Here is a 12761-nt window from a genome sequence, read left to right on the forward strand (position 1 = left end):
GCGCCTGGCAGCCCTGCCTGTCACGTGTTTATAACCATGCGCTTTTCTGTCGCCAACCGTCTTGAAACCGCTGCAGACTGCCTATATAGACCCCCGAACCGACGCGAGATGGTGCCTTTCCGGCGCCGAATCGCACGGGAACGGGCGGTTAGCTCAGCGGTAGAGCACTACGTTGACATCGTAGTGGCCACTGGTTCGATCCCAGTACCGCCCACCATTTTCGCGCCCCCGGGCTTTTGACCGGGGGTATTTCAGTTTCAAGGCGCTTGGCTGAGCGCTTCGATGAGGAGAAGACCGATGAAGGTTCGCAACTCGCTCCGCTCGCTCAAGAGCCGCCACCGCGATTGCCAGGTGGTGCGCCGCAAGGGCCGGATCTATGTGATCAACAAGACCAATCGTCGCTTCAAGGCCCGTCAGGGCTAAGGCGATGCCCTGACGGGCTGGAATTGGAAACCCGCTACAGAAATGTAGCGGGTTTTTTTGTTTTCAGCGCATTGCGGTTAGATTACCGGCCAGGTTCATGCCAGAAACTCTGGCGACAGCCGCAGGCCGCCGACTTCGATCCCACGCCAGTTTTTCATCGGATCGTGCAACAGCTTACCCACGACGGGATGATTGGCCTCAAGAACACCCAGATGAACCAGCAAAGCAGTGATTGCGGCCTCTGATGCCCGCGTGCCGCCATCTTCGATCTTCAGCGCGACACCCAGCTTCTTTTCCGGAATAATCGCGATGAACACGGCCTCGGCCCCCGTTTTCACAGCAACCCGACCGCCGGTTGCGCGCATCAACTCGGTGCACGCGCGGCCTTCGCCTGCCACCAGTTCCGGATGGGCCCGCATCGCATCCACCAGCCTGGCCATAGCACGACCACGGACGGAGCTGTCATCCGCCGCGGCAAAGGCAGCCATCGCGCGGGCCAGACCGGTAATGCTACCGGCAAAATTGGGGGCCGAGCAGCCATCAATGCCAACACCCGCGACTTCTTCCTGCGTCACCTCTGCCGTCGCCTGCCGGATAGCCTGCTGCAACGGATGATCCAGCTCTACATATTCCGGGCCGGCCTTGGCGTGCTTCGTCCAGCTAAGAAAGCCCGCATGTTTGCCGGAACAGTTATTGTGCAACTGGCTGGCCGCCGTGTCAGAGCAGATAAACCGCCTCGCCTCGGCCTTATCCCACGGTCGGTGACAACCGCAGCGCAAATCGCTCTCTGCCAACCCCATGCCGTCCAGCCATGTACCGACCTTCTCGACATGTTGCACCGCGCCGTTATGCGATGCGCAGGAAAGGGCCAACTGCTCTGACTTCAGCCCGAGCGCGTCCGCGGCGCCCGATTCGACAAGCGGCAGCGCCTGGATCATCTTGCAGGACGAACGCGGGAAAATGATCGCATCAGGATCACCCCATGCTTGGACAACATCGGCGCCGTCATGCATGACAACATGCCCGCGATGCACCCCTTCCTGCAGGTCTCCGCGCCATAATTCGATCAGTTCTGCCGACGGCATGATTCCGCTTCCTCTCATTTTGCTGACAAATGCGCGATTTCCTGCCAAATGGGGTTTTTTCGCGCCTCTGTTTGGCGTTATCTTGACGAAGATGAGTATCACAGGCCACAGGCATCGTTAAGAAAGCTATCGGCAGGAGGCAGAAGATGATCAAGAACAAGCTGCGCGGCGCAGCCGCGATCCTGGCAGTTGCGGCAGGTCTGACCGGCGCCGCACAGGCGCAGGAATCAACCAATGTCGTCGCGACTGAAGGCGATTGGACAGTATTTGCGGGCAGCGACCCGAAAGAGTGCTGGGCAGTCTCGCCGCCAAAATCGACCGTGAACACCAAGGACGGCAAACCGGTTGAGGTTCAGCGCGGTGATATCCGCCTGTACGTCGCCTATCGCCCGGGCGGCTCGGGCGAGGTAAGCTTCACCGGCGGCTACCCCTTCAACCCCGGCTCGACCGTTGCGGTCGATATCGGTGGTCAGAAGTTCGACCTGTTCACCGAAGGTGAGAATGCGTGGACCGGCTCTTCCGCAGAAGATGCCCGCCTGATCGCGGCGCTGCGTGCCGGCGCAGATGCGACGCTGACGGCAATGTCGTCGCGCGGAACGCAGACGGTGGACACGTTCAGCCTTTCCGGTGTTACGGCGGCAACCAACGCTGCGCGTTCGAACTGCCAGTAAGCGCAACACCTGCACATTATAAAATGCCCATGTAAAAGGCCCGCCTTGATCGGCGGGTCTTTTTTCACTATGTCTGCAGCCTTCCCAAGGATTCTGCCGCCATGACCGCCCCGATCACGCAAGACGTGCTGACCATTCCGCGTAAACTGCCCGAAGCCGGGCGGGTAAATCTTGTCGGCATGACAAGGGATCAGCTTCGCGATGCGTTAATCGCGGCAGGGACACCCGAAAAGCAGGCAAAGATGCGCGTCGGTCAGATCTGGCAATGGATCTATCATTGGGGCGTTCGCGATTTCGGACAGATGACGAACCTGTCCAAGGACTATCGCGTCATGCTTGCCGATCAGTTCGACATCGCCCTGCCCGAAGTCGTCACCCGCCAGATATCCGAGGACGGCACCCGAAAATACCTGCTGCGCATCGCCGGCGGGCATGAGGTCGAGGCGGTCTATATCCCCGAAGAGGGTCGCGGCACCCTCTGCGTTTCCTCGCAAGTCGGTTGCACATTGACCTGTTCCTTCTGCCACACCGGCACGCAAAAGCTGGTCCGCAACCTGACACCGGGTGAAATCGTCGGCCAGTTGATGCTGGTGCGCGACGATCTGGGTGAGTGGCCCGAACAGGGCAAACCAAAGGATGAGGCTCGGCTGGTCAGCAACGTGGTTCTGATGGGCATGGGTGAGCCGCTGTATAACTTTGACGCGGTTCGTGATGCCATGAAGGTCGTGATGGATCACGAGGGGCTTTCGCTGTCGCGTCGCCGCATCACGCTGTCCACCTCTGGCGTCGTGCCGGAGATTGCGAAAACGGCCGAGGAAATCGGCTGCCAGCTTGCGGTCAGCTTTCACGCCACAACGGACGAGGTCCGCGACAAGCTGGTGCCGATCAACAAAAAGTGGAACATCGCCACGCTTCTGGATGCGCTGCGTGAATATCCTCGCCTGTCGAACTCTGAGCGGATCACCTTCGAATATGTGATGCTGGACGGTATCAACGACTCGGATGAGGACGCCCGCCGCTTGGTCAAACTGATCCGCGGGATCCCCGCCAAGATCAACCTGATCCCCTTCAACGAGTGGCCCGGCGCACCCTACAAACGCTCCAGCTGGGACCGGATCGAGAAATTCGCCGACATCATCTACAAGGCAGGCTATGCCAGCCCCGTCCGCACCCCGCGCGGCGAAGATATCATGGCCGCATGCGGTCAGTTGAAGTCGGCGACGGAACGCGGCCGGAAATCGAAAGCTCAGGTCGAGGCTGAAGCACGGGCGTAAGTTAGCTTTGCGGAACGGAGCCGCCTCCTCTTCGTGTTTTGCGGGACGGCCGGTTCTTTTAGAGGAAGTCGATCTCAGGCGCAGTTACCTGGCTTATCAGACTACCCGTGTTCACGGCGCTATAGACAGACTTGGGCGGACGGGCGGCTCCGTCCACGCTGCGGCACACCCAGTGCCTTGTTTCCATTGATTTCAATGACTGTGACAACGCCCGATCCGTTATAGTTGGCAGGTTTCGTTTGATGTCGCCGAAATGCCTTGGCGTATGAAGCGATGTCAGGACCGGCAACGTCCATGATCGGCGCAGCAAGGTCCAACCTTCGTCTGCGGACACATGGTGAATCTTATTGGCAAGGTTCGCGGCGGTCTTCCCCAACGATGTGAGGCGAAATTCCGGGCGGAGCGGGTGACCATAACCGGGGTTTCGCTCAATCAAGCCCAGTGCAATCAATTGATCCATACTTTGTGAGAATGCGGTCCTGCCTGCGCCGGTCGCGGCCAGGAGTGGTGCTTGCCGCCCGGCGACACCTGAATGCATGTTAGACAAGATGGGCAGCGCCCAAGCCCTTGAAGTGATGTTGACAAGCATTTGAATGTCCATAAAGTATAGTTAGTATATTTTAAATTACAGGGAAAGCCCATGTCACTCGTTTCCGTAGATCACACCATCACCATCGCAATGTCGGTCAAGGATCGTCATGTGAGCGCGAATTGGTATGAAACCATGCTTGGATTTGAGCTGCTCCACCATATCGATGAAGCGGGCTGGTCGGAGCTTCGGACGAACACACCCGGTGTTATCATTGGCCTTGGTGAACACACGAAGCCCGCGCCTGGCAACTGCGTGCCAGTCTTCGGAGTGTCTGACCTGGATTCGTCCCGGCGGAAAATGGAACAGGCTCAAGTCAGATTTGATGGCGAAACGGATATCGTCGAAGGCATGGTCAAGACTGCGACGTTCTACGACCCAGACGGAAACGCGCTAATGCTGGCCGAAGATTTGACCGGAACTGCCGGTTAATGGACGGGTAGCTTCTTTTATCTGGCGCTGGAGCGCCCCCAATCTCAAAGGGCTTTTCCCAAAACGGCCGTTGGTGACCCTCGCAGCATCGGTTGAAATGGGCTCAAAGCGGATAAACTACCGCAAAATGCGCGAAGCAGGGCCAACGAACGACAGCGTGATTGCTTGAATTGTCCTATACCCCAGCAAACTCCTCTGCCGTCAGATAGGATTTTTGCGTCCCGCGGCGGGTGATTGTTTGAGCGGCATAGCGGGCGGCACGGCGAAGCGCGTCTGGCGCGTCAGTGCCGGAAGCAAGGAAATGCGCGAAGCTGCCGATGAACGCGTCGCCGGCACCTGTTGTGTCGACAGGTGTTACCTTGATTGGGGCGATTTCCTCAACCTTATCCTGCGTCACCAGCCGCGCGCCGCGCCCGCCGAGGGTTACGACGACCTGCTCAATCCCCTGCGCGATCAGGTGGCGGGCGGCGGCGGTGATATCATCATCCGTCGCAGTCGGCATTCCGGTCAGCGTCGCCAGTTCTGTTTCATTCGGGCAGAAGAAAGACAGACCGGCCAGGCGCGACACGTCCAGATCGGTCGACGCAGGCGCGGGGTTAAGGACGGTGACGATCCCCTTGGACGCGGCCCATGCGATGGTGTGATAGTTCACCTCCAGCGGCACTTCTAGCTGCATGAGAATCGCATCGCAGGCCGCCAACGTCTCTGCCGCACCGTCAACATGCGCGGGCGTCAGGGCGCCATTTGCACCCTTGATGATCAGGATAGAGTTCTCTCCGGACGGTTCGACGAAGATCGGGGCAACGCCAGAGGACTTGTTGGCAATCATATGCACATGAGTCGTGTCGATCCCGTTATCCTTGAAGTTGGTGATCTGCTGATGGCCGAACATGTCATCGCCGACGCAGGTGACAACCGAAACCGCCGATCCAAGACGAGCCGCGGCGACGGCCTGATTGGCACCCTTACCGCCGAAGCCGAGTTCAAATTCCGGTGCCTCGATCGTTTCACCGGGTGCCGGCATGCGGTCGGTATAGGTCACAAGGTCAATCATGTTGGAACCGACAACGCCGATCCGACCGCTATATTCAGCCATTTTGCCCACCTGTTTTTCTGATCGTCGCGGCCAGTGCCTCTGCCTCTTCCGCGTCAACATATCCGAAGCGGATGCCGAACTCTGCCGATGCGCCGGGCGCGAGATCTATGACGTTACCCTTGGCCAATTCTGCCGCCCGCCCCTCTGGCTCGCAGGTCGAGGGCAGGGCAAATGCCGCAACTTTTGCATCGCCATTCGCCATGATCCAGCGGACCAGTTTCGGAAACTGCTGCGGGCGGTAGCCCACCGCAATTCCGTCACCCTCGGCACGGCGCAGCATCAGATGCGCAATACCATGCTGATCCACAGCCGGATCACGAATATAGAACACCTGTTCGGGCTGGTATTCATCACGGTCCAGCACCTGCATCTCTGCCGGATTTTGGGCCAGCCTGTCGATCAGGTCGAGATAGTCCGGGTCCGGCACGACATGGGCGGGAACGGCCTTGCGCACCTGTGTGCGGTCGGGCGTAAAAGGTGCCGGCTGATGGATCGTCGCACCTTGCAGAAAAGCTGGGTTCAGATGCGCCATATATTGCAGCGGCATCGCAAAGGCAGAGCGATTGATCACTTTCATGCCCCAGTCGATCATTGTGCAGTCCTGATAGAACCGTACCGTCGGCTCTGCCCAGTAATGCGGGCCAAACCCCTCGACATGGTCGCGCCTGCCCCACAGTTCTACGAAAAGACCGCGAGCATCCTCTCCGAAGCGCAGCTCTGCTGTGGTGATCTCGCAAGTCGGGAACTCACCGTGAACGGGGTGGCTATCCTCTGACCCCGGCACGCCATTGGCCAGAAGACCGGAATGAAAACCAAGGCAGCCATAAGTGCCGATGATCGTATCCGCCGGTCGCGGGATCTCAAACTGGCTGGACATGCCCAGTTCAAGGCCGTCAAAGGTGGCGCCCCACAGCATTTGCCCCATATAGGGCAGCACGGTCAGGCCACCGCGGGAGTTGCTGAAGGTCAGCCCCTCTACCCCAGAAGCATAGCGGAACGCATGAACCGAGATGCCGCCGTGGCACAGTATGATACGGCCATGTGGCGTGAACTGGTCGCGATACAGTGGGATCATCGAGGTCAAGTTCAGGTCCTCCGCTTGCTCAGCAGATAGTTCAGTGCAAGAACCACAATCAGAAAGGCGCCCCAGATAAAGTCGATCAGGTGGTTAGAGACGCGCATCATCTGGAAGCCTGAGGACAGCATGACCAGCGAAATCACCGCCAGTGCAACACCCAGAACATTTCCGCGTCCGCCCGCCGGATTCGTGCCGCCCAGCACCGCGATCAGAACGGCTTGCAGCAGGTAGGACGCGCCATAATCTGATTTCGCCGCATTCGTCCGCCCCGACAGAATAATGCCCGCCATCGCCGCAAGCATACCTGTCAGCGCATAGCTGTAGACAAGCATCCTGCCACGGTTGATACCCGCAAATACCGCCGCGCGGGCGTTGGTGCCGATCAGCATGAGTTGCAGGCCGAAGGCCGTGCGCGTCAGCAGCAGCCAGATGCCGATACAAACCGCAAGGAAGATGACGAAGGGCAGCGGTACCGGGCCCAGCTTGCTGTTCCCAATCGCATTCCATGCGGCAGGGAAGCCGACGATTGCTGGCCCGCCTGTCAGCACAAGCGCAAGGCCGGTGAACACCTGCCCGGACCCCAACGTCGCCAGGATCGGCGTGATCCGCAGCCGCGAAATCAGCAGGCCGTTGACCAGCCCCGCAACCAGCCCGACGCTTAGCGCAATGGCGACGCCAAGCAGAACGACGCCAAGGCCCGCCTCTGCACCGCCCATCTTCTGGAAAAACAATCCGGCTGTAATTGCTGACAGGTTCGCAATGCCCACAATCGACAGATCAATCCCGCCGGTCAGCATGGCAATCATCACCGCGATGGACAGGATGCCCAGTTCCGGCAGGAAGAAGGCCATGGATTCGAAGTTGTAGGGGTTGAGGAATCGCGGATTAGCGAAGCTCATCGCGATAAGCACAGCAAAGCAGACCAGCAGAAGCTGAAGGTTCGTCGCCCCGCCGACCGCTCCGGTCAGGCGAGAGGTCAAAGAGGGGGTTTTGACGTCGTTCATCCTGCCCTCCTCAGACCGTTGCCTTGCGGTCGCGCAAAGCGGTCAGCGCCACCGCCGCGATCAGCATACAGCCGACGACGACGCGCTGCCATGTCGTCTCGATCCCCATCAGGATAAGCGAGTTCTTGATCATCACCAGAATGAACACACCCAGCATGGTTCCCAGAACCGATCCGCGCCCGCCAAAGATCGACGCCCCGCCAAGGACCACAGCGGCGATAACGTCCAGCTCCCACCCTACAAAGTCGCGCGGATTGGCCATCCATATCATCGAGCTATGCAGCAGCCCCGCGAAACCTGCCAAAGCGCCTGCGGCCACATAGACAAAGATCAGCGTACGGCCCGTACGAAAGCCCACGCGCTGCGCCGATTCCGGCGATGCCCCATAGGCATAGACAGATCGTCCGATCATCGTACGGCTCAGCACCAGATGCACGATCAGCGCCAGGCCGAGGTAAAGCAGCACCGTCGCGGGCAGGCCATAGCTGGCACCATTCGCATTCAACAGTGTCACAAGGTCGGTCTTGCCGAAATCAATCAATGAATCGGGAAACTTGTTAATATTCACGTTGGAGGTGCCGACCAGCCCGTTCAGCAATCCCCGCGCCATTGCCGCTGTTCCCAGTGTCACGATCAGCGGGATCATCCGCAGCTTCCAGACAAGCAGCGCGTTAACCAGGCCGAGGAGCGCCCCGATCAGCGTCGCCATAAGGAAGGGCAGGATCACACCGCTCGGGACGCCCCAATCGACCATTGCACGCACGACCAGATACATCGCCGCGACCGCAAAGGCCGGGAAACTGACGTCAATTCCACCAGCGATCATCACCAGCAACACGCCAAGCGCCATAATGCCGATAACGACATTAGACCGTGCGAGGCTGAACAGGTTTTCGAGCGACCAGAAGGCCGGGTTCACGAAACCGATCAGGATCATTGCCAGCAACAGGATTGCCGCGACCATTGCCTCGGTGCTTTTCCACCATGCTGGATTGCGCAAGCTCATGCCGGCTCCTCGACATTCAGCCGCAGGCTTTCGTTCAAGGCATCTTCGGTCAGACCATCACCGGACAATTCGGCGGTCATCCGGCCCTGAACCATCGTCACCACGCGGTTGCAGTTGTGAACAAGCTCTGGCACGTCATCGGAGATCATCAGCACGGCAAGCCCTTCGTCGCGGGCCATGTCATGAATGATGCCGTGAATGGTCGCCTTAGATCCGACATCGACGCCCACCGTCGGACCGTTCAGGATCAGAACTTTCGCGCCAGTCATCAGCCAACGCCCGATCATCACACGCTGTTGGTTCCCGCCCGACAGGGTGCCGACCGCAACTTCGGGCGATGGTGCGGCGATGGTCATGCGGTCGAACATGTCGCGCGTTGCGGCAGCCGCCCCTTTACGATCCAGCCACAGCCCCGGCGCAAAGCGGCGTATAGACGAAACGATCGAATTGTCGCGGATAGAGCGGGTCAGGAACAAACCCTCTGACAGGCGGTCCTCGGGCACATAGGCAATCCCCGCCTCAATCGCCTCCTGCACCGATTGCGGCGTCACGTCCTGCCCATCGACAATCACTTGGCCCTGATCAGGCGGCATCATGCCGAATGAGGCCAGTGCCAGTTCTGTCCGCCCCGATCCGATCAGCCCGCTGACACCCACAACCTCTCCCGCCCAGATGGACAGCGAAACGTCGAAAAGCTGATCTGTCACGCTGACATCGCGAAGCTCAAGACGGGGCGTTCCACTGGGGCGCGCGACCTCGTAATGCGCATATTCCACATCGCGGCCCGTCATCGCGCGGGTGATCGCGGCCTCGTCAAACTCTGCTATCGGATCCTCGGCGACTTTGCGGCCATTGCGCAGGACGGTCAGTTTTTCGGACAGATCCAGCATCTCGCGCATCTTGTGGCTGACGAACAGAATAGCGATGCCGTGATCCTGCAAGTCGCGGGTGATACGGAACAGGCGCTCGACCTCGCGGCCGGTCAGGGCGGTCGTCGGCTCATCCATGATGATCAGGCGCGCGTCCGCAAGCACCGCGCGCGCAATCGCGACAAGCTGGCGGCCCGATGTCGGCAATGTCTCAACAGCGGCATCCAGCGGAAGGTCAACGCCCAGACGATCCAGAACCTCACCCGCCAGTTTTCGCGCGCGCTTCCGGTCGATCAGTCTGGCACCTTCGTGCAGGAAGGTATTGATCGTCAGATTCTCGACAACCGACAGCGTCGGAAAAAGAGAGAAGTCCTGGTAAATCACCTGAATTCCAGCGGCAGTCGATTTGACCGGGTCAAGGGCACCTACAGGCTGCCCGTCAATCAGAACCTCGCCGCCATCAGGCTGATAGACGCCCGATATGACCTTGATGATCGTCGACTTGCCAGAGCCGTTTTCCCCGGCAAGGCAATGGATTTCCCCCGGCATGATCGACAGCGAGACATCATCAAGCGCCGTGACACCGCCGAAGCGCTTGGTAATGCCCCGCATCTCGATCAGCGGCGTCTGTCCCTTTGTGTTCATGAACTGCTCAAACTCAATGCGACCGGGGCGCAATCGCCCCGGCCAAATGTCACATCAGAAGTCGTATTCGGCCATGTTTTCCTTCGTCACACCGACCCAGCCCGCACCGTAAAGCTTGTTCGGCGCGGCCTCATCCGGGGCGATCAGATCCTCATATCCGGCAAGGCCAAGGTTCAGACCCGCTTTCAACTGGTCCTGCTTGCCCTCCAATGCCGCGACGGCCAGCATGTTCATCGCATAGCCCGCGACCGCCGGATCCCAGAACTGGATATATTCGACAGCGCCGTTATCGAGATACTCACCCGCAACGGAAACCAGCCCTGTGCCAGAGAAATGCACCTTACCTTCCAGCCCGGACTCCGTAATCATACGACCCGCACCGGCCGAAGTGGGCATCGGCCCGCCGACGATCCCGGTAATGTCAGGCTGGGCGGTGAACGCCTCTTTCAGCTTCGTGTAATCCTGATTGGCATCGTCATAGGTTTCCAGTCGGTCCATCGCCAGCGACATATTCGGGAAGTTTTCTTCCTGATACGCCACGGCACCGTCGATCCATTCATTCTGGCTTTTCGAGGTCAGGCTGCCGACGGTTGCGACATATTTTCCCTCGCCACCCATCGCTTCGCCGAGAATCTTCATCAGATTCTCGCCATAGGCAAAGTTGTCGAACGCCTCGATATCGTAATCGACGTTCTGGATATTCGACGCCTCGTGAGAGATCACGACGATTCCCTGATCCCGCGCCTTCTGAAGCACTGGCTCCACGGCCTCGACGCTGAAGGGCACGACTGCAATTGCATCCACACCCTGCGCGATCAGGTTTTCGATCATCTGTACCTGCGCGGCGGCATCGGCCTGCGACGGGCCGATCATATAGGTGTCATGGCCGGTATCGCCCGCGAATTGTTCGACCCCTTCGCGCATCCGGTCAAACCACGCGATACCATCAACCTTTACTACGGTCGCGATCGTATAGCTCTTGTCCTCGGCTGTCGCGATCAGGTCCTGATTGACATTGCTCACATCGACCGGACCTTCGGCAAATGCCGCAGGGCTTAATGCCATCACACCAAGAACGGCCGCAGAAAATACATGCTTCATCTGTTTCCTCCGTGAAATCCGAAACTGGCGCGCGCGACGGCCCCCAAGCCTGACGCGGCGTTCCGGCTTTATCCCGGCGCTACGGTTGCATTCGAAACCGGTTGCGTCAATGGCGATGACGATGCTTAGGGATCGGGCAGAGTCGCCAAAAGAAGAAGCCCCTGAAACCCATGGAAAGTTCAGATAAAGCTCTTCATTTGGCGAAGTGACATGCTGACCCTGCCCGGCTGATGAGGCGCCCGATCACACAGTGCGTCGAAGGCCGGGCTGCACTGTCAACGTGCGACCCGGCCTGGGTTCAGATTGCGGATTTCAGCGCTTCGGCCCGACCCGTGTCTTCCCAAGTATAGCCACGATGAGTCTTGCCGGCATAGGTGATATCCACCGGTTCTTTGCCGAAATGACCATAGGTTGCCGTATCGCGATAGATCGGATGCAGCAAATCAAGCTCTCCAATGATGGCGTAAGGCCTCAGATCGAACACTTCGCGCACCGCCGCAACGATCTTTTCGACCGGCACGGTTTCAGTCCCAAAGCAGTTGAGAGAGATCGAGGTCGGTTCGGCAACCCCGATGGCATAGCTGACCTGAATCTCACAGCGTTTGGCAAGGCCGGCCGACACGATATTCTTGGCGACCCAACGACCCGCATAGGCGGCCGAGCGGTCGACCTTGGACGGATCTTTGCCGGAAAACGCCCCGCCGCCGTGACGCGCCATACCACCATAGCTGTCAACGATGATCTTGCGCCCGGTCAGCCCGCAATCGCCGACCGGACCGCCAATCACGAACTTGCCCGTCGGGTTGATGAAATACTTGGTGTCAGCAGACAGCCACTGTGTTGGCAGGACCGGCTTGATGATCTCTTCAATCACCGCTTCGCGCAGATCATCCAGCGAGATTTCCGGATTGTGCTGCGTCGACAGCACGACGGCATCCACGCCGTCAACCTGCCCGTCATCGTCATAACGGAAGGTAACCTGCGATTTTGCATCCGGACGCAGCCAGGGCAGCGTTCCGTTGCGGCGAACCTGCGACTGGCGCTGCACCAGGCGATGCGCATAGGTGATCGGCGCGGGCATCAGAACATCGGTTTCATCTGACGCATAGCCAAACATCAGACCCTGATCGCCTGCCCCCTGCTCTTCCAGTGACGCACGGTCGACGCCCTGATTGATCTCGGGCGATTGCTTGCCGATGATGTTGATGACCGAACATGTCGCGCCGTCAAAACCAACTTCCGAAGAGGTATAGCCGATATCGTTGATCACATCGCGCACGATATTTTCCAGATCGACCCATGCGCTTGTGGTGATCTCGCCCGAGATGATAGCCACCCCGGTCTTAACCATCGTTTCGCAGGCCACGCGGGCGCGCGGGTCTTCGGCAATGATCGCATCCAGCACCGCATCGGAAATCTGGTCCGCAATCTTATCGGGATGACCTTCGGACACGGATTCCGAGGTGAAGATGTTATATTCGCTCATTG

General features: G+C 59.1%; 13 protein-coding genes and 1 tRNA gene. 5 read left to right on the top strand and 9 right to left on the bottom strand.

Features of this window, described 5'->3' with window-relative positions:
• Nucleotides 1-142 precede the first annotated feature (142 nt).
• Together PAF20_RS14655 and ykgO are read left to right on the top strand one after the other, a co-directional pair.
• Nucleotides 143-217: transfer RNA gene (locus PAF20_RS14655), tRNA-Val, on the top strand.
• Nucleotides 218-297: 80 nt separating this feature from the next.
• Complete coding sequence (gene ykgO, locus PAF20_RS14660) at nt 298-423, top strand: type B 50S ribosomal protein L36 (protein ID WP_042245282.1); 126 nt, start codon at nt 298-300, stop codon at nt 421-423.
• A 95-nt stretch (nt 424-518) separates the two neighbouring features.
• Here ykgO and PAF20_RS14665 read toward each other — a convergent pair whose 3' ends face one another.
• Nucleotides 519-1508, bottom strand: coding sequence for an asparaginase (locus PAF20_RS14665; protein WP_271071338.1), 990 nt, complete (start codon nt 1506-1508; stop codon nt 519-521).
• Between the two features lie 146 nt (nt 1509-1654).
• Here PAF20_RS14665 and PAF20_RS14670 point away from each other — a divergent pair, with 146 nt between their 5' ends.
• On the top strand, nt 1655-2179 hold the full coding sequence (locus PAF20_RS14670; protein ID WP_271071339.1) for an invasion associated locus B family protein: 525 nt from the start codon (nt 1655-1657) through the stop codon (nt 2177-2179).
• 101 nt (nt 2180-2280) lie between these two features.
• On the top strand, nt 2281-3453 hold the full coding sequence (gene rlmN / locus PAF20_RS14675) for a dual-specificity RNA methyltransferase RlmN (RefSeq protein ID WP_271071340.1): 1173 nt from the start codon (nt 2281-2283) through the stop codon (nt 3451-3453).
• Between the two features lie 58 nt (nt 3454-3511).
• On the opposite strand, the gene PAF20_RS14680 is transcribed toward rlmN, so the two are convergent.
• Complete coding sequence (locus PAF20_RS14680) at nt 3512-4054, bottom strand: winged helix-turn-helix transcriptional regulator (RefSeq protein WP_271071341.1); 543 nt, start codon at nt 4052-4054, stop codon at nt 3512-3514.
• A gap of 39 nt (nt 4055-4093) precedes the next feature.
• On the opposite strand from PAF20_RS14680, the gene PAF20_RS14685 reads away from it, so the two are divergent.
• Nucleotides 4094-4474, top strand: coding sequence for a VOC family protein (locus tag PAF20_RS14685; RefSeq protein ID WP_271071342.1), 381 nt, complete (start codon nt 4094-4096; stop codon nt 4472-4474).
• 175 nt (nt 4475-4649) lie between these two features.
• On the opposite strand, the gene rbsK is transcribed toward PAF20_RS14685, so the two are convergent.
• From rbsK to metK, 7 genes are all read right to left on the bottom strand, one after another.
• Nucleotides 4650-5570, bottom strand: coding sequence for a ribokinase (gene rbsK / locus PAF20_RS14690; RefSeq protein ID WP_271071343.1), 921 nt, complete (start codon nt 5568-5570; stop codon nt 4650-4652).
• A complete protein-coding gene (locus tag PAF20_RS14695) occupies nt 5563-6645 on the bottom strand; it encodes a DUF4432 family protein (protein ID WP_271073340.1) in 1083 nt (360 codons plus the stop codon). The genes rbsK and PAF20_RS14695 overlap by 8 nt, the downstream gene beginning before the upstream one ends.
• Before the next feature lie 11 nt (nt 6646-6656).
• Nucleotides 6657-7652 carry an ABC transporter permease gene (locus PAF20_RS14700; protein ID WP_271071344.1) on the bottom strand — a complete coding sequence of 332 codons (996 nt, stop codon included), beginning with the start codon at nt 7650-7652 and terminating at the stop codon, nt 6657-6659.
• Nucleotides 7653-7662: 10 nt separating this feature from the next.
• Entirely contained in the window at nt 7663-8658 is a 996-nt protein-coding gene (locus PAF20_RS14705) for an ABC transporter permease (protein WP_271071345.1), read from the bottom strand.
• A complete protein-coding gene (locus PAF20_RS14710) occupies nt 8655-10172 on the bottom strand; it encodes a sugar ABC transporter ATP-binding protein (protein WP_271071346.1) in 1518 nt (505 codons plus the stop codon). Before PAF20_RS14710 ends, PAF20_RS14705 begins: the two co-directional genes overlap by 4 nt.
• 54 nt (nt 10173-10226) lie before the next feature.
• Nucleotides 10227-11273: an autoinducer 2 ABC transporter substrate-binding protein gene (locus PAF20_RS14715; RefSeq protein WP_271071347.1), complete on the bottom strand. Its 1047-nt coding sequence runs from the start codon at nt 11271-11273 to the stop codon at nt 10227-10229.
• A gap of 298 nt (nt 11274-11571) precedes the next feature.
• Complete coding sequence (gene metK, locus PAF20_RS14720; RefSeq protein ID WP_271071348.1) at nt 11572-12759, bottom strand: methionine adenosyltransferase; 1188 nt, start codon at nt 12757-12759, stop codon at nt 11572-11574.
• Nucleotides 12760-12761 lie beyond the last annotated feature (2 nt).

The sequence above is a fragment of the Paracoccus albus genome (assembly GCF_027913035.1).
Taxonomy (GTDB): Bacteria; Pseudomonadota; Alphaproteobacteria; order Rhodobacterales; family Rhodobacteraceae; genus Paracoccus; species Paracoccus albus.

Coding starts and splice junctions, on each gene's coding strand:
- ykgO (WP_042245282.1), top strand. CDS start 298: ATGAAGGTTCGCAACTCGCTCCGCTCGCTCAAGAGCCGCCACCGCGAT.
- PAF20_RS14665 (WP_271071338.1), bottom strand. CDS start 1,508: ATGCCGTCGGCAGAACTGATCGAATTATGGCGCGGAGACCTGCAGGAA.
- PAF20_RS14670 (WP_271071339.1), top strand. CDS start 1,655: ATGATCAAGAACAAGCTGCGCGGCGCAGCCGCGATCCTGGCAGTTGCG.
- rlmN (WP_271071340.1), top strand. CDS start 2,281: ATGACCGCCCCGATCACGCAAGACGTGCTGACCATTCCGCGTAAACTG.
- PAF20_RS14680 (WP_271071341.1), bottom strand. CDS start 4,054: ATGGACATTCAAATGCTTGTCAACATCACTTCAAGGGCTTGGGCGCTG.
- PAF20_RS14685 (WP_271071342.1), top strand. CDS start 4,094: ATGTCACTCGTTTCCGTAGATCACACCATCACCATCGCAATGTCGGTC.
- rbsK (WP_271071343.1), bottom strand. CDS start 5,570: ATGGCTGAATATAGCGGTCGGATCGGCGTTGTCGGTTCCAACATGATT.
- PAF20_RS14695 (WP_271073340.1), bottom strand. CDS start 6,645: ATGATCCCACTGTATCGCGACCAGTTCACGCCACATGGCCGTATCATA.
- PAF20_RS14700 (WP_271071344.1), bottom strand. CDS start 7,652: ATGAACGACGTCAAAACCCCCTCTTTGACCTCTCGCCTGACCGGAGCG.
- PAF20_RS14705 (WP_271071345.1), bottom strand. CDS start 8,658: ATGAGCTTGCGCAATCCAGCATGGTGGAAAAGCACCGAGGCAATGGTC.
- PAF20_RS14710 (WP_271071346.1), bottom strand. CDS start 10,172: ATGAACACAAAGGGACAGACGCCGCTGATCGAGATGCGGGGCATTACC.
- PAF20_RS14715 (WP_271071347.1), bottom strand. CDS start 11,273: ATGAAGCATGTATTTTCTGCGGCCGTTCTTGGTGTGATGGCATTAAGC.
- metK (WP_271071348.1), bottom strand. CDS start 12,759: ATGAGCGAATATAACATCTTCACCTCGGAATCCGTGTCCGAAGGTCAT.